This window comes from Parabacteroides distasonis ATCC 8503 (assembly GCF_000012845.1).
GTDB classification, from domain to species: domain Bacteria; phylum Bacteroidota; class Bacteroidia; order Bacteroidales; family Tannerellaceae; genus Parabacteroides; species Parabacteroides distasonis.
In genome coordinates this window covers 1,093,926-1,118,357 of record NC_009615.1, presented here as the reverse complement: position 1 = coordinate 1,118,357, position 24,432 = coordinate 1,093,926, and the positions used below count along the sequence as shown (strand labels likewise).

Annotated in this window: 22 protein-coding genes; 2 read left to right on the top strand and 20 right to left on the bottom strand. The window is 45.3% G+C overall.

Annotated elements, in window-relative coordinates:
- Positions 1-2: 2 nt before the first annotated feature.
- Positions 3-458: a DUF4268 domain-containing protein gene (locus BDI_RS04840; RefSeq protein ID WP_005857205.1), complete on the bottom strand. Its 456-nt coding sequence runs from the start codon at positions 456-458 to the stop codon at positions 3-5.
- A complete protein-coding gene (locus tag BDI_RS04835) occupies positions 458-3,307 on the bottom strand; it encodes a M16 family metallopeptidase (RefSeq protein WP_008779816.1) in 2,850 nt (949 codons plus the stop codon). The genes BDI_RS04840 and BDI_RS04835 overlap by 1 nt, the downstream gene beginning before the upstream one ends.
- A 142-nt stretch (positions 3,308-3,449) precedes the next feature.
- Between BDI_RS04835 and BDI_RS04830 the strand changes: the two genes are divergently transcribed.
- The gene (locus BDI_RS04830) at positions 3,450-4,619 is read left to right on the top strand and encodes a mechanosensitive ion channel family protein (protein ID WP_008779815.1); all 1,170 of its coding nucleotides are present in this window, start codon (positions 3,450-3,452) and stop codon (positions 4,617-4,619) included.
- 69 nt (positions 4,620-4,688) lie between these two features.
- Positions 4,689-5,984, top strand: a complete 1,296-nt coding sequence (locus BDI_RS04825; RefSeq protein WP_009275127.1) for a mechanosensitive ion channel family protein — start codon at positions 4,689-4,691, stop codon at positions 5,982-5,984.
- Between the two features lie 236 nt (positions 5,985-6,220).
- Here the strand turns inward: BDI_RS04825 and BDI_RS04820 are convergent, their stop codons facing one another.
- The 18 genes from BDI_RS04820 to BDI_RS04735 form a co-directional block, all read right to left on the bottom strand.
- Positions 6,221-7,741: an MBOAT family O-acyltransferase gene (locus BDI_RS04820; RefSeq protein WP_011966257.1), complete on the bottom strand. Its 1,521-nt coding sequence runs from the start codon at positions 7,739-7,741 to the stop codon at positions 6,221-6,223.
- Between the two features lie 9 nt (positions 7,742-7,750).
- Positions 7,751-9,082 (bottom strand): GDSL-type esterase/lipase family protein, encoded by a 1,332-nt coding sequence (locus tag BDI_RS04815; protein ID WP_011966256.1) that lies wholly within the window; start codon positions 9,080-9,082, stop codon positions 7,751-7,753.
- Positions 9,054-10,502, bottom strand: a complete 1,449-nt coding sequence (locus BDI_RS04810; protein ID WP_005857217.1) for a hypothetical protein — start codon at positions 10,500-10,502, stop codon at positions 9,054-9,056. The genes BDI_RS04815 and BDI_RS04810 overlap by 29 nt, the downstream gene beginning before the upstream one ends.
- A gap of 98 nt (positions 10,503-10,600) precedes the next feature.
- Positions 10,601-11,206, bottom strand: a complete 606-nt coding sequence (locus BDI_RS04805) for a rhomboid family intramembrane serine protease (RefSeq protein WP_005857219.1) — start codon at positions 11,204-11,206, stop codon at positions 10,601-10,603.
- 72 nt (positions 11,207-11,278) lie between these two features.
- Positions 11,279-12,043 (bottom strand): hypothetical protein, encoded by a 765-nt coding sequence (locus tag BDI_RS04800; RefSeq protein ID WP_009275124.1) that lies wholly within the window; start codon positions 12,041-12,043, stop codon positions 11,279-11,281.
- 118 nt (positions 12,044-12,161) lie between these two features.
- Entirely contained in the window at positions 12,162-13,280 is a 1,119-nt protein-coding gene (locus BDI_RS04795) for a universal stress protein (protein WP_005857223.1), read from the bottom strand.
- Between the two features lie 114 nt (positions 13,281-13,394).
- Complete coding sequence (locus tag BDI_RS04790; RefSeq protein WP_005857225.1) at positions 13,395-13,667, bottom strand: hypothetical protein; 273 nt, start codon at positions 13,665-13,667, stop codon at positions 13,395-13,397.
- A 139-nt stretch (positions 13,668-13,806) separates the two neighbouring features.
- On the bottom strand, positions 13,807-14,499 hold the full coding sequence (locus BDI_RS04785; RefSeq protein ID WP_005857227.1) for a phosphatase PAP2 family protein: 693 nt from the start codon (positions 14,497-14,499) through the stop codon (positions 13,807-13,809).
- A gap of 3 nt (positions 14,500-14,502) precedes the next feature.
- Positions 14,503-15,270 (bottom strand): tetratricopeptide repeat protein, encoded by a 768-nt coding sequence (locus BDI_RS04780; RefSeq protein WP_005857229.1) that lies wholly within the window; start codon positions 15,268-15,270, stop codon positions 14,503-14,505.
- 4 nt (positions 15,271-15,274) lie between these two features.
- Positions 15,275-17,086 carry a BatD family protein gene (locus BDI_RS04775; RefSeq protein WP_005857231.1) on the bottom strand — a complete coding sequence of 604 codons (1,812 nt, stop codon included), beginning with the start codon at positions 17,084-17,086 and terminating at the stop codon, positions 15,275-15,277.
- A gap of 32 nt (positions 17,087-17,118) precedes the next feature.
- On the bottom strand, positions 17,119-17,859 hold the full coding sequence (locus BDI_RS04770; RefSeq protein WP_005862642.1) for a tetratricopeptide repeat protein: 741 nt from the start codon (positions 17,857-17,859) through the stop codon (positions 17,119-17,121).
- Positions 17,860-17,871: 12 nt separating this feature from the next.
- Positions 17,872-18,891 carry a VWA domain-containing protein gene (locus BDI_RS04765; protein ID WP_009275121.1) on the bottom strand — a complete coding sequence of 340 codons (1,020 nt, stop codon included), beginning with the start codon at positions 18,889-18,891 and terminating at the stop codon, positions 17,872-17,874.
- 13 nt (positions 18,892-18,904) lie between these two features.
- Positions 18,905-19,891: a vWA domain-containing protein gene (locus tag BDI_RS04760; protein ID WP_005857237.1), complete on the bottom strand. Its 987-nt coding sequence runs from the start codon at positions 19,889-19,891 to the stop codon at positions 18,905-18,907.
- A gap of 3 nt (positions 19,892-19,894) precedes the next feature.
- Complete coding sequence (locus BDI_RS04755) at positions 19,895-21,004, bottom strand: hypothetical protein (RefSeq protein WP_005857239.1); 1,110 nt, start codon at positions 21,002-21,004, stop codon at positions 19,895-19,897.
- A 9-nt stretch (positions 21,005-21,013) separates the two neighbouring features.
- Positions 21,014-21,883, bottom strand: a complete 870-nt coding sequence (locus BDI_RS04750; protein ID WP_005857241.1) for a DUF58 domain-containing protein — start codon at positions 21,881-21,883, stop codon at positions 21,014-21,016.
- Complete coding sequence (locus tag BDI_RS04745) at positions 21,884-22,879, bottom strand: AAA family ATPase (protein ID WP_005857243.1); 996 nt, start codon at positions 22,877-22,879, stop codon at positions 21,884-21,886.
- Between the two features lie 168 nt (positions 22,880-23,047).
- Entirely contained in the window at positions 23,048-24,139 is a 1,092-nt protein-coding gene (locus BDI_RS04740; RefSeq protein WP_008779808.1) for an HU family DNA-binding protein, read from the bottom strand.
- On the bottom strand, positions 24,132-24,422 hold the full coding sequence (locus BDI_RS04735; RefSeq protein ID WP_008778384.1) for an HU family DNA-binding protein: 291 nt from the start codon (positions 24,420-24,422) through the stop codon (positions 24,132-24,134). Before BDI_RS04735 ends, BDI_RS04740 begins: the two co-directional genes overlap by 8 nt.
- Positions 24,423-24,432 lie beyond the last annotated feature (10 nt).

Sequence of the window (24,432 nt, the reverse complement as noted above, 5' to 3'; positions counted from 1 at the left end):
AATTATTCTCTTAAGTATTCTGCTATACCCATAAAATTTCGTTCCAACAAATACATCTGGCTAGCCATAAAAGTAAAAAAATCTCCCCAATGCGCTCTCCGATGCAAATCCAATCCTTCTTTTGCTACATAGATACGGGCCACTTGTCGGCCATTCTCACGGACAAAACAAATATCCCAGATCAAGCCTTCGGGAAAATCCTGTTCCAACGTCTCTTTATACCAAGTCAGGCGCTCAAACATTTCCAGACGTAAATCCTCGCTACGGTGGTTTACCTCAAGAATAACGTAAGCCCCTTGGCGGTTCGCGTCGAATTTCAACTCAACGCCCTTTACCTTCGTATCATATAATGTCCAAATTTTCTTACGCCCCCGCAAATAGGGTTGCACCTCACAAAAAGCGGCGAAGCTTTCCCAAAACTCCAATTTGAGATTCTTCAGTTCCTCCTTACTATACATTACCTATAAATGTCTTTCTTTGTTACCTTAACGATCTGTCCGAATTTAGAGAGTTTCTCCATATCCATACTCTTTGAATTACCGACTATCGCATATATCATTAAATGATCTTGTATATTCTCCCTATAAAAACGAAGGATATCCTCCATAGTCATCCGATCGATAACCTCCAGATAATCCTTGTTCGGATCGCTCTCGTACCCTTCACGCCGGAAACCGGCGATCTTCAAGGAAAGGGAGCGACTAGTAGGATATTCATTATTCACCCAATTACGAATCGTCTGCTTCACCGACTCCACCCGTTCCGGACGTTCCGGCATATCATGCACCAAATTCTCCAACACTTCCATCGCATCGATCATCTTATCCGTCTGTGTAGCCAATTTCATCACGAAACTAGCGGGCTTCTCCGATCGATTCAAAGGAGGATGTTTCAAACGGGCATTTACTTGATAAGCGAACGAACGAAACTCACGGATCTCCTGAAACATCAAGGATGACATATCCCCTCCGAAATAAGCACTAAACAACCGGGAAATAGGACGATCTTCCTTAGCCTTCAACGGATCGATATACATATAGGCATAGATTATGCTTTGCGTGACATCCTCCATGTCCATGAAAAAGACAGTCGGCTTATCATACGTCATAAGATCACGGATATAGGGAGAGTTCGATGGAATACTTACCTCCTCCAAGGGTAAATGCTGCTTGATCTGCCGGGCGGCCTCCTCCATAGACAATGTACCACAATAATGCAGGTTACAAGCGACCGAACGTACCTTACTGAAAGTGTCCAGCAACATCTTTCCTTTTAGTTTCTTGATTTCAGCGAACGATAATTTAGTCAAATAACGGGATTGCTCCCCAAATTTGACTTTCTCTAACAGCATATCGGCTACGTTCTCGCTGGAATTGAACAACGATTTCTCCGTTACCTTCGCCTCGTCCACAATCTGCCGTAACTTCTTGTCATCTGGCTTGGCGTGCCGCAAGAAATCGCCGACCAAAGCCATTGTTTGGGTAAAATGCCCATCAAAACCATTCACCACCACCAGAAACTCAGAATCCGTGGAATCAAAAGTCAATGTACTACCAAGTTCCTGCAATTTACCCCGAAAGACCTCAAAAGACATCGATTCCGTCGCTACGAAAGGTAGATAAGCGGACAATTTATCAAGATCACGAAGCTCCAACTGCCCCACTCCATAAGATAGTGTCAGCGAGAATATATCATTTACGGAATTATGAGTCTTATACAACGTGACAAGCGGACGCAAGGATACGACCTCGGCGTCTTTCTCAAAATCGAGAAAATGCGGTTTCAATTCTTGTACGGGTATCTTTTCCAGACGTTCCACATAAGCGGAGGAAGCATCGGAGTTCTTCGGTATAATCGGTGAATAATCCGGCTTGGGCAAGATCGTTTTCGGATAGCGTCCGGTCTTCTTCGTGACGTACATATAATTCTCCGTAAAATATTTCTTGGCGATCTCAATCACGTCTTCTCTCGACAAGGCATCGATACGGGTGACCTCATCCAAATAATCCTGCCAGCTTTTCCCTTGAGAGAAAATACGCATCATCACCTCGGCCCTTGAGTTTATGTCTTCCAATTTGGAGGCATATTCGCGTTTCTGTTCCAATTTCAAGCTTTGAAACATCTCATCGCTAAAATCCCCCTCCTTAATGCGGTTGATTTGTTTCCATACTAATTTCTCGGCTGCCGCATAGGTCTGGAAAAAGAACTTCGGAAATACCAACAAGCCTAATATTCCAGCCTCATTCATACTTTGGTTAACCGCCATCGCACCCATCACCTTATGATCTACCGTCAGCTTATCCAAAAATCCCGTACCATTGGAGTTATTCAATAAAGATACGGCGATATTGAGCGCAACTTGATCCGGATGATTCGCGGGAACTCCCCGGAATCCCAATGCCATAATTTTCACGAAAGGCATAGGAATACGTACGCTCACCTTCTCCCGTCCCTTGAATGGCGGTAATGTAACAATATCCCGGTGAGGCGGCTTCCCTTTTCGTATCCGTGAAAAAGTAGATTCCAAGATTGGCAAGACCTCCTCCGTATCGAAATCCCCGCTTAAGATCAATCCCATATTGGAAGCGACATAGTATTTCTCGAAGAACCGGCGCATCTCCGAAAGACGGGGATTCTTCAAGTTCTCCGCACTTCCGATAATCGGATAAGCATACGGATGCGGATAGAAATAACGCTCTGTCAATTTCTCGATGGCGACACTAGCCATCGTATCTCCATACATGTTCTTTTCCTCATAGACCGTCTCCAGCTCACTCTGGAAAAGACGAAATACGGGATTTACCAAACGCTCACTATTGATCTCGGCCCATTGGGAGATATATTGCGGAGAGAATGTATTGAAATATAATGTATAGTCGTAAGAAGTCCCGGCATTCAACTTCGTACCACCGAAACGAGAGATCAACCGGTCGAACTCATTCGGTATTACATACTCAGCGGCACGTACGCTCAGGTCGTTAATGATTTGCTGCAAATGGGCACGCATCTTGGGATCCTCGGTATCCGCCAAAGCGTCATATTTCTCGGCGATAATGTCCAGCAAGACTTTCTCGGACTCATAGTCGATCGTCCCGATCTTATCCGTTCCTTTAAACATCATATGCTCGAAATAATGCGCGATACCTGTGTTAGGGGAATCTTTAGCTCCGGCTTTTACAACTACGGCTCCGAATATCTTAGGTTGGCTATGGTCCTCATTCAACCATACCGTCAAATCATTACTTAATTTATGCTCTCGTACCTGTAGAAAATCTGAGGTTGACAACAGAGATCTCATGGAATCCATTTAAGTTTATATTATTTCACAAAGATACATTTTTCAATTGGATTAATACGCTTACATTTACAAGCAATCTTAACAAAAGGGCAAATTTAACGTAGGATTGAACCTATTTTTAAGAGTAGTGTTATATCAAAAAACGATTATTATGATAAATTTAGGTAGTTGGATGAACAAAGTCCTCACCGGATGGGGTGTAGACGAGAAAATAGCGAACACATTTGACGAGGCGATCATCGCCATCTTACTAGTGGCGGTCGCTATCGGATTAGATTATTTATGCCAAGCTATTTTTGTCGGAGGGGTACGTAGTATCGTTAAGCATACGCATTATAAATGGGATACGTTATTAATTAAACGTAAGGTCGTACATTATCTCGTACATACGATTCCCGGCATTTTAGTATATGTTTTGCTCCCGATGGCTTTTATCCGAGGAAAGGAATTATTATTCATTTCCCAGAAGATTTGCGCGATCTATATCATATTTTCCCTGCTGTTAGCGCTCAACGGTCTTCTCTTAATGATGCTGGATTTGTTTAACCAACAGGAGAAAATGAAAAACAGGCCGATGAAAGGTTTTATACAAGTATTACAAGTGCTTGTTTTCTTCGTTGGCGGCATTGTCATTATAGCGATTCTCGTCAATAAATCCCCGGCTACCCTTTTCGCCGGATTAGGTGCATCGGCAGCTATTCTTATGTTGGTCTTTAAAGATAGCATATTAGGTTTCGTGGCAGGTATACAGCTTTCGGCGAATGATATGTTGCGCCCCGGCGACTGGATCACGATGCCTTCTGCCAATGCGAACGGTATTGTTCAAGAAATAACCCTAAACACCGTGAAAGTTCAGAACTTCGATAATACGATCTCGACAATCCCGCCTTATAATCTAGTGAATAGTTCTTTCCAAAACTGGCGCGGGATGGTTGAGTCTGGAGGACGCAGGGTTATGAAGTCCATTTATCTCGATTTGAATACGATCAAGTTCTGTACGCCGGAGATGCTAGATACCTTCCGCAAGGAAATTCCTTTATTAGCGGATTACCAACCGGATAAGGATGTAGTACCTACAAACTCCCAAGTATTCCGTGTATATGTAGAGCGTTATCTGACAAGTCTTCCTGTCGTAAATCAAGATTTGGATTTAATTATCAGCCAACTTCAATCCACGGAATATGGTGTTCCCGTCCAGATTTATTTCTTCTCCCGGAATAAAATATGGAAAGAATATGAACGGATCCAGTCGGATATATTCGACCATTTCTTCGCTATGATTCCTAAATTTGAATTGAAAGTATATCAATATTCAGACTAAAGTACGTGTTCGGATTATTTTTCCTATCTTCGTCTCCGGATTGTCTACTTAAAGTTTAAAATCGTATTTATGAGCAAGATACAAGAATGGGTATATAATTTATTAGTTCAAATGGGGTTGATAAGCGAAAATTCCAGTTACCTAGACAATATAGTGATCTTATTACTTATTATAGCCGTCACCGTTGGGATCGATTATAGTTGCCGGTATATTTTCCTAGGTATGTTCAAACGATTAGCGAGGAAGACGAAAAATCAACTGGATGATTTAATCGTGGATCGTAAGATCATCAATAAGATGATGCATATGATCCCGGCCATATTGATTTATATATTGTTACCATTCGCCTTCTCAGCCGAAGAGACACCGAAGATTTTAATAGTACTCCAAAAACTTTGTCAGATTTATATCATAGCGGTTTCTTTAAGGTTTATAAACGCTTCCTTAAATCTGATCCACGAGATCTATAATAAAAAAGATTCCTTTAAGAACAAGCCGTTAAAAGGCTTCATACAGATCTTGCAGGTTACGGTTTTCTTTATTGGGGTGATATTGATTATCAGTATTCTTATCAATAAATCCCCGGTTTCTTTACTGGCCGGATTGGGTGCGTCTGCCGCTATCTTGATGTTGGTCTTTAAGGATACGATCTTAGGTTTCGTTGCCGGCATCCAATTATCCGCCAATGATATGCTCCGGGCCGGAGACTGGATCACGATGAGTAAATATGGTGCGGACGGCACGGTTATCGAGGTGACATTGAACGCCGTGAAAGTAAGAAACTTTGACAATACCATTACGACCATCCCTCCTTACGCCTTAGTAAGCGACGCTTTCCAAAACTGGAGAGGTATGAGCGAATCCCCGGGCCGCCGTATCAAGCGCTCTATCAATATCGATATGAACAGCGTACATTTTTGTACCCCGGAAATGCTAGAGAAATTTCGTAAGATCTCTCTTATCACGGATTACATCGATGGAAAAGAACAGGAATTAGATGAATATAATGAAGAACATCATATCGATAGTTCCATTTGGGTGAACGGACGTAGACAAACAAATCTGGGTGTCTTCCGTGCTTATCTCGTACGTTACCTAAGAAGCCTCCCGGAAGTAAGTAAGGAATTAGTCTGCATGGTAAGGCATCTACAACCGACTGATACAGGTATTCCCATCGAACTTTATTGCTTCTCATCCAATAAGGTATGGGTCGAATATGAAGGAATTCAAGCGGATATATTCGACCATGTACTTGCAGTAATACCGGAGTTTGGGCTAAGCGTATTCCAAAATGTATCCGGGGCGGATTTGAAGAATATCATCATCAAACTTCCCGCCGGCTCACAACCCTCAGAGTGTTTCTAGAAACTCATGTACATGTTTTTCCGGAAATGATAGGAACACTCTAAGATGTCAAAAAAATATCTTAGGTGCATCGGCCGACGATCCTAAGATACTTCGCCAGTGAACCTAAGATACTTCAGTAATGAACCTAAGATACTTTGCCTATGAAATCAGTATCGGCGTAGCCTTACGGCACTAGTGGTGTAGGGTTGTGCCTATACTGGCGTGAGGCTATGCCGATATATGTATTTGTCCCCTTAGAATTGGAAATAAATAAACGGCTGCACTCCCGCACTCTTAAACTGAACAACAATGAAAATCGCTATCGCCAATATAGCGGCCTGTATCAATAATGGGGAACGGGTCACGACTCCTCTCAAGGCATCCTCAGAGCGTTTAGGCATAAAATGCAGCACATAACCGATCACCATCAGCGCAAACACCCCTTTATATCCTAAGACGAATTGCATGAACACCTCCGGATGAAAATTCGTGAAGATCTGGCGAAGCATCTCTCCCACGGCCTTCATCGAGGTAGCTCGGAACAAGATCCATCCGAAACAAACCACATGGAAAGTAATCAGGACACCTAATACCCGTCGCCAAGGCTTCATCTCGCATCCTAAGGCCTTAAAGCTACTGAAATGCCCCATGATGAACTTATGCGCAGCCAAAGCTATACCATGTAAGGCTCCCCATAAGATGAAACTAATGGAAGCCCCATGCCATAACCCGCCTAGCAGCATCGTTATCATCAGATTCATATAGGTACGAATCTTCCCCTTCCGGTTCCCCCCTAAGGATATATACAGATAATCTTTTAACCAAGAGGAAAGGGAGATATGCCAACGACGCCAAAACTCGGTAATCGTAGCCGATTGATAGGGAGAGTCGAAGTTTATATTAAAGCGGAATCCCAACAACAGAGCGATACCGATCGCCATATCCGAATAACCCGAGAAGTCACAATAAATCTGTAGCGCATACCCATAGACACCCAATAAATTCTCCACACCCGTATAAAGCAACGGAGCGTCAAAAATACGATCCACGAAATTCATACTGATATAATCCGAGATAACCGTTTTCTTGAAAAGACCACATAAGATAAGGAACAATCCCTCACCAAACTCAGATCGCGTCACCGTAGGATTCTTATACATTTGAGGGATAAAATCCCGGGCACGAACGATTGGCCCGGCAACCAGTTGAGGAAAGAACGATACATAGAAAACATAATCGATCCAACGGCCGAGAGGTTGGATTCGTCCCCGATAAACATCTATCACATAGCTTATACTCTGGAAGGTAAAGAAAGAGATTCCTACCGGAAGGAAGATGTTCATCTTAAGCCATTCTCCCCCGGCGGCCATAGTAAACAGTTCGCCTAGGAAATTGAAATACTTGAAATACCCCAGCATACCTAGGTTTATGCAGAGACTAAGCGTAACGAATAATTTACGTTTTAATACCGATGTCGTATGCGAGATACATTGCGCTATCAAGAAATCGGAAGTAGCCGTAAATACCAGCAGCCCGAACCAAAGTCCACTACTTTTATAATAGAAATAAAGGGAAAACAATGTCACATAAATAATACGAGCCAACGTATGTTTCCTTAGCGACATATAAATCATCAGGAAACCGATAAACAAGAAGAAGAACAACCCGCTACTAAACAAGATCGGGGCATTATGATGATACGTCAGGATATCTCCCAGTTTCTCCCACGTGAATTGATGATTACTAAGCCAATCTCTAAGTATATTATATTCCATATAAGATTCTTATCGGTTATTATATGATTCCATGAACGCCCTAAACAAAAGCGTTCCTTGTTCTTGATACCCTTCTTTCGTAAAGTGAATCCGATCCCGTCCCATCAAACGAGAACTATGCCATTTGCGGCACGAGTTTTTCCCTCCCGTCGTAGTGAATAAATCCCAGCAAGCGACCTCTTCTTTCTTCGCTACATTCCGGATAGCACGGGCAGCCCGCTCGGTATTATCATTACGCACATACGTTCGCTGTTTTCCCGATCGGACTCTCCTATAACATTCCGGAGGAGTCGTCAGTAAGATCGCCGTATTCGGCAGCTCCTTCTTGACGATCGCCAAGAAAGCCTCTATCTGACCGGAAAACTCATCGGTATTAAAACGTCTGCCGAATGTCTCGTTGGTCCCCATAGAGATGATTAATAAGGACGGTTTTAATAAAGCCAACTGACGTATATAAGCCTCGTCCGTATAATTCACATACATCGCCCCATTCACTCCGATGGAATGGTATAAGATACCCTTGCCTCCATTCTTCAGTGTCAGGCCATAATATAAATTCGTAAAGGATGAGGCCGGTCGCAATGTATTCGTGCCCTCTTTCCGTCTCGTACTCTGCAATTGTAGAGTATCGGTCAAGCAGGAGATCCGGAAAGTGTCGGCTAATACACCAGGAACACATACGGTATCCGCACGGAATGTTTGGACCGAGTCTTTCAAAGCGCCAGCAGGAAGCATGGGCATCGACTTCTCCCCTCTATATAAGATCGCCTCATTAAACTCGTATCCGGCACCATTATTCGGAGTTATCACGACATCAAAATTAATCGAGGGGGAAACAGACTTAATCCCGATCCCACCGATCCCTATCGGGGTTTTCCGGACATGCTGAATACAACGTCCGGCAATCCAATCCTTAGCGACGGATTTGATAAAGTAATCATCCGGCTCGTTGGTCCTGCTCAACTTAAAAGGAGCGATCCAGCCTCGTCCGGCATTCCCGAACGCCTGTTGGAAAAGGCGCATGACACGACCGCTTAAATGTCCGGCTTGGATATGCGAATCCCCCAACTGGACGATCGTGATAGCCGTATCTTTCCCTGCACGCAACGAATCCAGTTCATTGAAAAAATTATTCCACGCCTTACTAGAATCCGGTAAGATCAACGTATCTTTTCCCACTTTCATAGAATAAGATAAAGGAGGCAACGCTACAGTATCCCGAACCGCCAAACTATCAAGAGATACATCCCCGTTTATTCCGGCTTTAGGTTTCGGAACAGAGAAGCCCATGATCACTCCTAAAACAACCAGACTAATTAACCACTTTCTCCGCTTCATCATAAAAATCTTTTTCTGATAATAACGCTTTCAGCAAGGCATCGGCAATCTCCCGTCCACCCCTGAAGCTTAAATGCGTATAATCCTTACTAGCCCAGTTTAATTCTACGAAACGGACCATACTATTCTCTCCTCCCATGGCACCGAATACATTCCAGAAAGGAACCCCTGCCTTTTTAGCAGCTTGCCTTTGCGCATGCAGCAAGGCTAACACGGCTGGCATCGTCTCGAATTCGCCATCGTCTTGACGGCTTCTGTCCGACACCCCCAACATCAATATATCAGCTTCCGGAAAACAAAGTTGTATATGGTTAATGACCTTTACCATCCGGCTACTATACCATCCATAATTCATCACGCTATCGCTCACGACATTCAACCCATACTGCAAGACAATCAAGTCATACGGACGGATCTTATTCAATGCTTGGCAACGGGAGACATCCAATCGCTCCAATATCATACCCGAGTTTCCCCGAAGAGAGAAATTATCGACCACAACACCTGAATGATCCTCCATAGCGACCCCTAATGCCCGGAACTCCGGAGTATTCTTAAAAGTGAAATCCGCTTCGGTGAACATCCCTTCCAACTCGTATTGGGTTACGATCGATGTGGCGGGAAGCATCTCTTGTAGGGTATCGGCGGAAGCGTTGCAAACCAAGCGCATCTCCGTATTCTTATTCTGCTCATAAATCAGTTTCAAAGAAGAGAACGTCTGGAGCTCCGGATAACGCTTAGTCGTCTTCACATGGATAGAGGCGTTCTCCTCGTTTGCCTCGAACATCATCCCGGATAAAGTATATCCATGCTCATGATCTGTCAGCATAGACCAAGTAGTCCATCCGGAGGCACGTTGCTCCACGGTTGGACGGAACTGTGCCGCTACGGATGTGACCGGTACAAAACCAACACCCCGCCCCCCAAATTCCTTCTGCATCCCGGAACGGAAATCGGCCACCATAATATCTCCTTCAATAAAAGAATCTCCAAGGAAGGCCACACGTACCGGACGATTCAATTCCCGCCTGTTTTTTAAGGCGGCGAAAAATCGTTGCAAACCGATATGTCCAAGAGAATAGTCCTCGATATGAGCCCCCAGCGAATCCGCCCCTTGAACAGCATAGACCGCTTTGTATAACGAATCACGAAGGGCCAAAGCCGCAGAATCTATTCCGGCGGAACGCATGATAGAATCCCTTAATGCTACCGAATCTACTTGAAGGGTGTCCGCTTGTTCCAATTGTTGTTTCAAAGAATCCAAGGAGAGCTTTTCCTCTTTCACCTTGAAATCCGATAAAAGATCTACCTTTTTGATCTTATACCCGAACAATGTATCCGGAAGGCTATATAAACCAAAGCTCATCAACAACGTCAGCGACAGTAACGCTAACACTCTACCCAAATTATTATCTTTGTTCATCTAACTTTTGCTTATAAGGGGACAAAGATAGACAAGTTTACCTACCCGGAAATAATCTTCGGACAAAAAATAACCTTAAATTATCCGTTCAGGGTGGATCATCCCTTAAACGTAAGTTGAGACAAAAAGAGATGCAATAACGAAGGCTCCAGCAGCATTGGGAAAATCAATCCATAAATAGCCCCGTAGAAATGGGCATTATGATTTATGTTATCTCCTGTTTGTTTCGCCATATACTGGCAATAGGCCAGATATAGCAAGCCGAATACGATTCCGGGGACAGGCAGCACGGCGAAAAACAAGATCTTTCCCCAAGGATCAAGGAATATAGAGGTAAATAGAACCGCCGATACCGCTCCAGACGCACCGATAGAGACATAATACGGATCATTACGTCGTTTTATCAAATCATAAAGCGAAGCCACGATCATTCCCCCGAAATAAAGAGCCAGATAAGCCCCTTTGCCGAATCCCATATATCGAAACGTTCGTTCAATATAGAGACCAAATGACCAGAACGTGAACATATTCACTAGCAAATGTGTCATATCCGCATGGATAAATCCATGTGTCACGATACGATAATATTCATGATTCCGGATCGTACGATATGGGATAAACGCTAATTTCATAAATAACTCCCTATTACTAAAACAGATAAAAGAGAGAACCACTGTTATTCCAATAATCAAATAAGTAATCATATATTCTATTATTTTTCTGATGAGCCACAAAGCAAAGCATAAATTCCGGTTTATACAAATATCAGGTATATATTATCTAAGCCAAAGGAAAAACAAGAATCCCCAAAGAAAAACAGATAACAGTAAAACCAAAGGCTTCAAAACTTTATCGCAAAAATAGCTCCTTACTTTCTTTCGATAAGGAATATTTTCCACTGCGATAACACGATTCACCTTATTCGTCCTATCAAAATAGGAAGAATATAGAATCAATATATAAAAACCGAATATTTGCAAAAGAAATAGGATGGAGACTAATGGCTTTTCATATCTTTTCTGTTTCTCTTCTATTTTAAATTGCTTTAAGTCAATCTCTTTTATAACCCGAATCAATGTTTTCTTTTCTTCCAATATTAAAGAATCTAGATTCTCTGAAAAAGAAGAATCTAGACTTTTTAAATTCTCATAGTACCGGACCATACTATCAATTCTATTTCTTTCTGTATTCAAAGAACTCAATTTCATACTTTCAGCAGTCATATCTATATATGATATAGAAAAAGGGAAAAGTAAGAAAGCTAAAGACAACACATTACCACTAATAACAACAAATGTTTTATTCAAGCCTCTGTTTAGTTCCTTCCAAAAAATATTTGTCAAAAAGAACACACTAAGCTGTATAATACAAGCAATACATAAAGTACGTATGGTATACCCCACTAATTGCAGCCAATTCTCCATCGCTTCTACATCTACAGTAATACCAAAGAGGGTCACCGCATAAATCAATGTTATAACTATCATTAATCTATGTTCTTTCTTTAATCCAAGTACCAGATCAAACATTCTTTCCCACATACTATCCTTATATTTTTTCGCCAAAGATACAAAGATTGCTTTAAGCACATGGTATATAATAAAAAAGTGGATAAGCCTTTTCTCATATCCACTTTTTATTTGTTACTTGAATAAGAAGCTATTTCTTGCTATCGATTACCAATAACGGAGTATCGGTGTGGAATAACATCTTTCTCGCGATCGAAGGATTGAACATCCGGGCTAGGATATTACGGCGATATGTGCTTAGGGCTATAACATCAATTTGTTTATCACGAACAAATTTCTCGATGGCTAACAGCAAGTCACCATCGGCTAGAACCGTATGGGAAATATGGGCATGTGGATATTGTTTCTTGAAATATTCACGAACGCCCGTTAAACGAATCTCATTCCATTCATCATTACTGGTAGAGATATTGAATAGATGGATATTAAGATCAAAGCCTTTGATGATTTCCATAAACTCGTCAAACGCAACCAAATCTCTCTGGTTAAACGATGTCGCGAAAGCGATATTCTTAGCGTCTCTCAAATCCGTGAAAGGAACATTCTCCGGTATCGCCAATACAGGAACCCGGTTCACCTCGATAACCTCTCCGGTCACGCTACCGATCAGATCCATATCTTTTTGGCTCTTACCTCTCGTTCCCATCACGATCAATGTCGGATGATACTCCTTACTATAAGCGATGATCTCCTCTTCCGGCAAGCCTTCACGTAATACATAATCGTATTTTACCTTTGGTAATTCGCCAGAGGACATCTTCCGGTTGATATGCGTACAAATATTCTCCATATCGATACGGACACGTTGTAAGATATGCTGTACGGATTCCTCCTCGTTTACTTGGTAAGCCAATGTATCTCCCATCGGGATAGCGGATGGAAAATAGGGGCTGAAATAGGCGTGCATGATCATCACCTCCGCACCTACCGCATGAGCGTAATTAATTCCCAACTCACAAGCCTTGGCGGAATAATCCGAGAAATCAATCGGGATCAGAACTTTCTTGACCGCATTAACCTTCGCCTCTTCCTCCTTTGGTTCCTCAAACCACTTATTGTCTTCAATAATGCGTAAAGCATGCGGTAAATCACTCTCCTTAATACGCACACGTACTCCTGCCGAAACGACAGGCTGGATCTGGTTTACATTATGTATATAGACCTCTATGCCTTCTGTTTCGAGGATTGTCTTGAGAATCTGGGCTTTCTCAAACGTGTGGATAGCCAATGTCACTAATTTATCTTCCATACTCAATACATTTTTATAGATGAAACAATCGGGATTTATGAATTGTTGAATATAAAAAAATCCCAAAGCGTTCTTTCATTTAGCTATGGGATTTTTTATACGAATGAATTTCTCTTACGCTTTTTGTGCTTCGGCATCCTGACTCTCGGCCAGTATCTGCAAAGCACGCTCGAAAATAGTCGTGTCATCTAAAACAACCAACCCTCCGTCCGGACCGGGCTCGATATGGAAACCACAACTCCGTCCATCTTGAAAATTATGTCCACCGAAATAGTTACGAACTGTCTCTACCTTTAATCCCAGCTCATCGGCGATGCGTTGTGTACTTCCGTCAGGTAACGAATCTTTAATTCTTCTCAGTTCGTTAAATGTAATCGTCTTTGTCATGGCTTTCTTATTTTGAAGGTTAATACTTTTGTTTAATATTATGGCACTAACTTAGTCATTTAATAGCATTGAAACAAATTATTATTGAGAAAATGAGCTGAAAACAAATATGCTTTACGACATACTTAACGAAAATCTCTTATATTAAGCACGATACCAATTGCTCATTAAATAGGGCTATTAAAAGGATGGTCAACCAAATCGCATAGGTGATCCAGCGTTTCCGGATATCCGAGTAAATGGCCTCCGGACATACCCAAGAATCTGCCGGAATCAATTTAGGCCTTATATAGTGGTATAACAGATATACAAGATACCCGAATAGCAGACCGGATAAAGCTCCCGGAATAATATCCGTGATAAAATGCACTCCTAAATAAATACGAGTATAGGAAGTCAAAATCGCCCAAAAGAAAATAGTCCATCCGAATAGTTTATTCCTGAAGATCAGCGCCATCAAGGTCGCAAAGCCGAAAGCATTCGCCGCATGGCTGGAGATAAATCCATACATACCGCCCCGATAACCGAACACCACCCTTACCTGATCCATAAAGTCAGGGTGATGAGTCGGACGGAAACGGGTGAAGATGGGTTTACAAACATGCGAAGCGAACTGGTCGCATAACGTGATCGTCAAGACAATGGCCAATAAGATCAACAACCACTCCTTCCAGTTCTTCTTATAGCACAATACCACCAATATAAAAAAGGCTAACGGTAGCCAAACCGCCTTGCCTGAATAGATCCACATAAAGCGATCTAAAAAAGCGGAGTCGCTACCGTTAAGCATAAAGAACGCATCACGTTCCCAAACCAATAATTGTTCTAGCATGTATCAGATTTTTTCTATGTCTTTACTAGGCATCCATCCTACGTTCCCGTCCTCAAGCTCGATCTCGCTCCATTCGCCGAGCGTGCTCTTCACGGTCACGTTCGTTCCCTCGTGTAATACGAAAAGATCCGTACCGCTAGCGTCAGGCGAGCTTTTCACCGTAACGGTCGGGGCGAATACGATAGCGTGTTTACGGTTTATCATCTCATCCTTCTGGTCGCTGGCGAATATATTGGCAAAAACAACCATGATAATAAATAGGACACCCAAATAGAAACCGATCTTCTTCAAGCGTACCCAACGAGAGAAAAAGAACAAGATCAAGCAACCGATAAACAACAGGAAGCACACGATACCTGTCTTCGCCCAAGAGTCTGCGGAACCGAGGTTCTCCACGCTCTTAAACCATTTGACCAAGAAGAAATCACCAACCGGCTCAATCTTATCGATGGTCTTCTGACGGGCCATCTGTAAATTGAAGCGAGCATCGCTATCACCCGGATCCAGCAGAAGACAACGTTCGTAGTTCAATATAGCCGGAGCGATCTTACCCGCCTTATAATAGGTATTTCCCAAATTATAATAAACGGCGGCAGACTCGCCATTGCTCTTCAAGATTCCCTCATATAGCTCGATCGCCTTTGCGTAATCTTCTTTCGTGTAAGCGACCTCGGCCTCCTTCAAGGCGGTATCTTGCGCATAAGCAGATCCTATCAGACATAGAGTCAATAAGAAAAACAATACCTTTCTTAAATTTATAGTCATCTTCATCTTCTTACTTTTTAATTGTATTCTCCATTTTACCAATAGCGTCTACCGTCAGCTCATACAACTTATCCATAGCGTCCGACGCTTGGGACGGAGCGTAACGAGCGAACTCACAAGTATTCAAGATATCCATGAACTCATTCGTCAAGGATTCGTCTACACCGTATTTAGCCAATTCTATCTCTACGTTATCCTTGGTCAGATCGGATTGCGGGATACTCAGCTTATCGCTCAAATAGCCCCACAACGCACGCAGCACCTCGTCGTAGAATTCTTCCTTCTTATTCTCTTTCATCAGCTTGCCAGCGTTCTTCAGACGTCTAACCGCCATCTTGTTCGCCTTCTTGGTACGAACCAAGGCGATGTCGGCGTTTTCCTTCACCTGCTTACGATAAATAAAGAAGAATACGATAAACAAGATAGCTGGTACGATATAGCAAAGATAATACATAAAGGAACCGAAGAAAATACCATCACCTCCCTCGATAAAGGAGAAATCTTTCGTCTTCAAGTAACGGATATCCTTGCCTAAGTATTTCACGCTCTCTTTATTACTAAAGTTCGATACGACCGGGGAAGAACCGCTACCGCCCTTACCTTGCTCCACATGCAACTTATAAGGCTCGGACTTGATGGTCTTGTACGAACCGGACTTGATATCGAAATAGGAGAAAGCGATCGCCGGGATCTCGAAATCACCTGCGTAACGGGGTATCGCCATATATTCGATCGTCTTGCTTCCACTGACACCGGCGGTCGTGGTCTTGATGTCCATCTCTACTTTCGGATCGTAGACATCGAAATCGTTCGGGAAAACCACTTCCGGATTCTTCACCAACTTCACGTTTCCGTTACCCGTGATTTTCACCTTTATGGTTACAGCCTCGTCTGTCTTGACGTTGTTCGAGCTGATATCAGCCGTCATGGAGAACGTACCTACGGCACCGGAGAAAGAAGCGGGCTTACCGGAGGGCAAAGGCTTCACGTCGATAGTAACCGGAGAAGTGGTCAACACCTTGCTCACATCCCGATACGAGTCGAAAAAACTATCGAAGATGCTACCGCCGCCCGCTTGTTGCATACGGACACGCACCACGGCATCATACTTTCCACCTTCGATCGTGATCTTACCGGAACGTTGGGGATACAGGATCACTTGACGCATTACGGCCGACTGGTAGTTACGCCCGTTGTAGTTTTCCAAGGTCAGTTGTTTCTCTTGCGGCAACTCAACCTCTTGTACCAAGAAACCCTCGAACTCCGGATATTTCAATCCCGTAATCGAGAAATTTTCCAAGGAATAGACCTTGAAAGTCACCAAGAAACCTTCTTGCTCGAACACGCTTCGTTTGGATACGTCCATCTTCACGAACAGCCGATCGTTAGAGATCGCCCCGCTCGCCGTCGTTGTCTCCGCCTCTTGCTTACCCGCCTTATCAGCAGGAAGCACCTTGATGGCCAAGCCATTCGATGTATAATTAGAGCCGTTCACCTTGATCGTTGCCGGAGCGATATTAAACGTACCTTCCTTCTTCGGCATCAAGACATACGTATACGTAACGGTTGTCTCGCTGGTACTCTTCCCGTTCACCCAGCTACTGCTATAGGAGGTGGATTGGGAGGGACCCATTAATACGTCAAAGTCTGGCATCTCCTGTACTCTCAAATCCCTGCCTTCGGCATTGACGGTGAAAGTCAAGCGAAACTGCTCTCCCATTACCACCGCTTGGGGCGCCGAGGCCTTGAAGGTCACATCCGCGGCCTTTGTCGCCACCCCTACCGTTAACATCAGGATGAATAAGAAAATTAATTTCCTCATTGTGTATCTCATTTTTTCGTTAATTATCCAGTTTACCACTCCTTCTCGGTCTTCCGGCGTTGTTGCTGCTGCATCTGCGCCTTCTTCACCTTCTCTTGGGTGTCTTTCTCGTCTTGCAGGAAGGCGTCCAACATCTGCTGGGCATTGTCCTTGCTCATTTGCTCGTTGGATTGCTGTTGCTCTTGGGTCTTATCCTGCTTCTGGTCGTCTTGCGGCTGTTGTTGTTGCTGTTGCTGCTGATCGTCCTTCTGATCCTTGTTCTCCTGCTTGTCGTCGTTCTGTTGATCTTGGCTCTGATCCTGATTCTGCTGATCCGACAGCAGTTTCTGGGCCAAGGCCAAGTTATAACGGGTCTCGTCATCTTTCGGGTTCAAGCGAAGCGATTGCTTATACACCTCCACGGCCTTGCCGTAATCCTTGTTCTGCATGAAGATATTCCCCATATTATGATACACCTCCGACAAGCGTGCCTTCCCTTCCGGCGTAGCCACCATCTTCTCCCCTTGCCCGGCGATCAATTGATATTGCTCGGCGGCCTCGGGGAACTTGCCTTGCTTGTATAGGGAATTCCCCAGATTATAGGTTCCTTCCGTAGAGCGGGGATTCACCTCCAAGCTCTTGCGATAAGCGATCTCGGACTCGGTGTATTTCTCGCTCTCATAAAGCTTATTCCCCTCACGCACGTTCTTCCGTTCCGCTTTCTGGGCAGAGACCGCCCCAGCGCTGAGCGCCAAGACCGATACCCATATCATAGATTTATATATACGTCTCATCACTTCGTCGAATTAAGAGAATAATTTTACTTTCCTAAATATATGGTTCTTACGATCCAAGGTCATGAAATCGGCGATCAAGAGGAACAAAGCTATCCAAGCGAAAATCTGGAACTGCTCGTCATACTCGGAATAGACCTTGCTATCCAGCTCCGTCTTGTTCATTTTCTCGATTTCTTTCTGAAGGGCTTTCAAGGCGGAGTTCGTATTGTCCGCACGTACGTACATACCGTTTCCGGCGGCGGCGATCTCTTGACCCATCTGCTCGTTCAGCTTCGTGATCACCACGTTTCCGTCCTTATCCTTCATATAATTATTGCTTCCTTGGATGGGGATCGGAGAACCTTTCGGATCACCCATTCCCACGATGTTCACGTGGATGCCCTTCTCGGCGGCGGCTTTGGCGGCACCGATAGCGTCGTCCTCATGGTTCTCGCCGTCGGTGATCAAGATGATCGCCTTATCGGTCGTCTCGTCCGGGGTAAAGGAACGGGCGGCCAAGTTGATGGCGGCACCGATCGCCGTACCTTGCGTAGAGACCATCGACGGGTTGATAGAGGACAAGAACATCTTGGCGGAGATATAATCCGAGGTGATCGGCAACTGCGTGAAAGCGTCGCCGGCGAACACGATCAAGCCTACCTTATCATTCGTAAAGCCGTCCGTCAATCGGGATAGCATCTGTTTGGCCTTATCCAAACGGTTGGGCGACACGTCCTCGGCCAACATGGAGTTGGATACGTCCAGACACACCATGATCTCTACTCCCTGACGCTTCACCGTCTCCAGTTTCGAGCCGAATTGAGGCCCCGCTATAATAAAGATAACCATGGTAATGGCTCCGAACAACAGCCAAAACTTCAGATGCTGGCGCTTGGTCGATACCTCGGGCATCAACTCGGCCAACAACGTAGGGTTACCGTATTTCTTTATCGCTTTCTTCTTCACGATCATGGCGTACACGTAGAACGCCACCAACGCGGGAAGGAGAAAAAGCAAATATAAAAAGTCCGGATGCGCAAATCGAAACATAAGCCTTTTATCTTTATGGTATATTTCTCAACAATGTATTTCTCAATAAGATCTCCACCAGCAACAGGGCGAACACCAGCAAGGCCCAGTTCTTATACTCCTCCTGCTTCTTGCTGTACTCTTGTACGCTGATCTTGGTCTTCTCCATCTGGTCGATCTCGGAATAGATCTCCTTCAGGCTGGCGTTGTCCGTAGCACGGAAATATTGCCCTCCCGTGGTAGAGGCGATCTGCTTCAACGTAGCCTCGTCGATCTCTACCGGTATATTCTGGTACTGCACGCCGAAAGCGGTCTGGAACGGATACGGCGCCATGCCTTTCGTTCCGACTCCGATCGTATAGACACGCACGCCGAACGTCTTGGCGATCTCGGCAGCGGTAACCGGAGCGATCTCGCCGGCGTTGTTCGAACCATCGGTCAGAAGGATAATCACCTTCGACTTAGCGTGGCTGTCCTTAATACGGCTCACGGCATTCGCCAAGCCCAACCCAATTGCCGTTCCGTCTTGGATCATACCGCTTTGGATATCCTTGAAGAGGTTCAGCAAGACCGTATGATCGGTTGTCAACGGGCATTGCGTAAAGCTCTCAGCAGAAAAGACCACGAGACCGATGTTATCGTTCGGACGGCCGTTGATGAACGACGCGGCCACATCCTTCGCCGCCTCCAAGCGGTTCGGTTTCAAGTCTTGCGCCAGCATACTCCCCGAGATATCCATCGCCAACATGATATCGATACCTTCCGTGGAAGAATTGGACCAACTATTCGTGGATTGCGGACGGGCCAAGATCACGATCAGCAGCGCTACCGCTACCATACGCAACACGAAAGGCACGTGACGCAAGTACACGATCCATGATACCGCTCCCGGCGCCTCGAACGCCTCCGACGAGGAGACCTGCAAGCTGGCCTGACTCTTGCTCAGCTTGTAGACGTACCATCCGATCATCGGGATGAGCAACAACAATAAATATAAATAATTAGGATTCGCAAATACCATCTCTTAATCCTTTAAATTAGTTGTATCGTTCGTAGACTTGGGCTGATAGCGTGTCAAGTCGTCTTGACACGGGGCTACCGGCTCATTTGACAGAGGGCTGTCAACGGCTTTGACAGCAGGCTGTCGCTCCTCTTGACCCGAGGCTGTCAGCTCATCTGACAGGGGACTGTCAACCAGCTCCACCATCTCCTCCTCCTTCGTCTGGTTCACGAACAAATACGCGTTCATCATACTCAAATCATTCTCATCCGGCAGCGGGTTCATCTTGGCGAATTTCACGAAGTCGGCCAATTGCAGAATCTGCCTCAAGTTATCGTACACGCTCTGCGCCTCGGAGTTCTTGCGGATCAGGTCCAAGATCTCACCGGAAGTCATCTCCATGGCATTGATACCGAAACGTTCCTCGATATACTTACGCAGCGTATCCGTGATCAAGGTGTAATACTCCTTGCTTCGTCCTTGCTGCCAGAGTTTCTGTTGCTTGATCTCATCCAGTTCCTTGATGGCCTGCTCGTGAGGCGGAAGTTTCGGCTCCTCTTTCTTGAATGGGATCAACGACTTCTTCGCACGGATCCGTTTCACGATATAGGCGATCACGCAAATCAAGAACAGGGCCAGCAAGATCCCGTAAATGATCGGATAATAATCGGCCCATACGAAAGGTGGCTTCCATACGGTCTTGATGTCGTTGAACTCCTCCGGCTTGTCCGCGTTCACGGGAATCGTGGAGACCTTCAAGGCGACTTGGTTGGAATATACGGTATCCACCCCGTCTATCACCTTCAACGGAGGCAACAGATAGAGTGACGAGTCAAACGAGGTAATCAATACATCCTGCTTGATAACGAGCCGGTCGTTCTCGATCTCCGTGGAGTCCGCCTTGGAGAGGTTCAGTACCTCCACCCCCGTCATCAAGGTATCGTTCGGGATCACGATCTGCACGGGGCGATCCTTATCCGCCGTTACCGTAAGGTGCAAGGTAGTCTGCTCTCCGATCAATATGGCGGCCGAGTCGATAGCGACATCGATCAACGGCCTTTGCGCATATGCCCTTCCCCCCACGAGGGAAGCGGCGGCGACCAGAAACAGGATACTTTTCTTTATCAATTTCATCTGCTTGCTTTAATTACGTTTGTCAAAAAGAGCAATCAATGCTTTCACATAATCATCCTCGGTACGGACAGATACGGAGTCTACACGGCATTTCTTGAACGTATCGCTCATCTTCGCCTGCCGTTTCTCCCACCATTCCTTATAGGCCGCGCGCACACGGGCGGAGGAACTGTCTATCCATTGCTCCTTCCCGGTCTCGGCGTCCTTGATCTTCATAAGGCCTACGGCGGGAAGCTCGGTCTCACGACGGTCGTACACCTGAATGGCTACCATGTCATGCTTGCGGTTGGCCACCGTCAGGGCGTCCTTGAAACCCTCCTTATCGATAAAATCGGAAATGAGGAAAGCCGTGCAACGCTTCTTGATGGCGTTGGTCAAGTATTTCAACACTTGGCTGATATCCGTTCTCGTCTCCTCGGGATGGAAATCGATCAGCTCCCGGATGATATATAAGATATGTTTCTTTCCTTTCTGGGGCGGGATAAACTTCTCGATCTTGTCCGAGAAGAACACCACGCCGATCTTATCGTTGTTCTGTATCGCCGAGAAAGCCAAGGTAGCGGCGATCTCGGTGATCACCTCCTTCTTCATGACGTTGACGGAGCCAAAGTCACGGCTACCGGACACGTCGATCAGCAGCATCACCGTCAGCTCACGCTCCTCCTCGAACACCTTGACATAAGGGCGGACGTAGCGGGCGGTCACGTTCCAGTCGATATCCCGGATATCATCGCCGTACTGATATTCCCTCACCTCGCTGAACGCCATACCACGGCCCTTGAAAGCCGAATGGTACTGGCCGGCGAAGATGTTACGGGAAAGACCACGGGTCTTTATCTCGATACGGCGTACCTTCTTTAATAATTCGCTTGTCTCCATTTAAGGAACTTCTACTTTATTCAAGATCTCGCTAATTACCTCCTCAGAAGTCAAGTTGTTCGCCTCGGCCTCATAACTCAAGCCGATACGATGGCGCATCACGTCGTGGCATACCGCACGGATATCCTCCGGGATCACATAGCCCCTGCGCTTGATGAAAGCGTACGCACGGGCGGCCAACGCCAAGTTGATAGACGCACGAGGGGAAGCGCCGAAAGAGATCATGCTCGCCAAGTTCGGCAAACCAGCCTCAGCCGGGAAACGGGTAGCGAAGACGATATCCACGATGTAACGCTCGATCTTCTCGTCCAAATAAACCTCACGAACCACGTTACGGGCGTCGAGGATCTCCTCTTTCGTTAAGATCGGCTTGATCTCCGGACGTTCTCCGGATATATTCTGGCGTATGATCAGTTTCTCCTCCTCCTTCTTCGGGTAATTGATGATCACCTTCAACATGAAACGGTCTACCTGCGCCTCAGGCAACGGGTACGTACCCTCCTGCTCGATCGGGTTCTGGGTAGCCATTACCAAGAAAGGCTTCGGCAACTTGTAGGTATGCTCGCTGATCGTGACCTGACGCTCCTGCATGGCCTCCAACAAGGCACTCTGTACTTTCGCCGGGGCACGGTTGATCTCGTCCGCTAACACAAAATTAGCGAAGATCGGGCCTTGCTTTACCTGGAACTCTTCGCTTTTCTGACTGTAAATCATCGTACCGATCACATCGGCCGGAAGTAAGTCCGGGGTGAACTGGATTCGGCTGTATTTAGCGTCGATCAACGACGACAATGTTTTAATGGCAAGTGTCTTAGCCAAACCCGGCACACCTTCCAACAGGATATGTCCGTCCGAAAGCAAACCGATCAACAAGGATTCAACCAAATGCTTTTGTCCGACGATTACTTTGTCCATACCCATCGTAATCATGTTCACAAACGAGCTTTTACTTTCAATTCGCTCATTCAACTCACGAATGTCTACTGTCTGACTCATAAGATTTATTCTATTATATTGTTATTATATTGTCCCAATTTTACGTTGATTTTTTAGGATGCACAAAATTAGAAATGTTAAATTCGTATCCTTCACTTTTGCAGTTAAATAATACTAACCAACACTTCCTCGTTTTGTTTTATTTTACTTAAAAAAGGGGGATTTCTCTTACTCCCCGGCAAGTATCTCTGTTTGTAGGGCGGCGGCTTTCTCCCGCGACTCACGGCTCTTGGCATCGATGCCATACGATTCCGGTGCGGGTATCTCGATCACGGTACCGATCGGGACGTTGTTCGGGTCTTTTATAACAGCCTTATTATGTTGGTAAATATACACCCAGAATAATTTATTGCCATAATATTCCAAGGCGATCACGGTGAGGCGGTCGCCATGCTTGATCTTCACCTGCCCCAATGGTTTTGGCGCCGGTTCCACATAAGGCTCCGGTTCCGTATGCGGGGTCTTCTCCGCTACCGAGTCCGGATGAAGCATCCAAGCTGATTCTTGAACCGTGTCCTTGGCCGTATTCTTGGCTTCCGTTATCACCTCTTCTTGGGCAGGCGCCGGTTTCCAATTATTTCTTCCCAGATAGAAGAATACAGAGATTACGATTATCAAAAAGGCGACGATCATTAATACCCCCTTTTCCTCCGGTTTCCTACGGGCTTGCTCTTCCGGTCTCTCTGGTATGGGAGATGGCTCCGCGGGCAGTTCCGGTTCCAATCCACGTTCCGGTTCAGATACCGATGACGGCTCCGGATCAAACGCTTGCTCTGGCTCAGGCAATGGTTCAGGTTCAGGTTCTAGTATCGGTTCGGGCTTCTCTTTGGGCTGAGTATTTGCCAAAGGGATTTCCTTATCCGGCATTACCTCCTCCACGGACTCGTCTTCCGCTTCCTTCTCCTCTACGGACTCATCCATGTCCGAGAAATCCACGTTCTCGTTGATCTCTGTCGTCTCAAAGATAGAGAAAGGCTTGTTTACCTGTTCCCGCAGGTCTTTATCCGGCAGGAAAGAGAATTTATAATGTTCGGGGATCAAGAAACGTTCACCGGTATTCACGTGGATACTCTCCCGCTTCTCCACAGAGATAATCTTGAAAGTACCCAAGCCCTTTACTTTTACGATCTTATCCGTATAGACCCCTTCGGATACCACCGAGATAAAATCTCTCAAGAAGCGCTCTACCTCTCCTCTGTCCTTGCCGGTACGCTCCGATAATAAACCGGCTAAATCTTGTATATTCAGCCGGTTATTCATGATCACCCAATTCCTTTAAACGATTCTTCACGGTCGTTCCGGGCTTGAACACGGGAACTAATTTAGGGGGAACCAGATATCGCTTCCCGTTCGCCGGATTCACGGAAATACGTTCCGCTTTCTTTTTCACCTCGAACTGGCCGAAGCCTTGCAGATAGATCGTATCGTTATCCACTAATTTCGAACTTACGACGGAACTGAGCGCAGAAAGCATGTCGGATACCTCCTTCGAGGTCCAATCCATGCGATTCGCCAATTCCGTTATAAGTTCCTTGTTTTTCATATCTAATTCC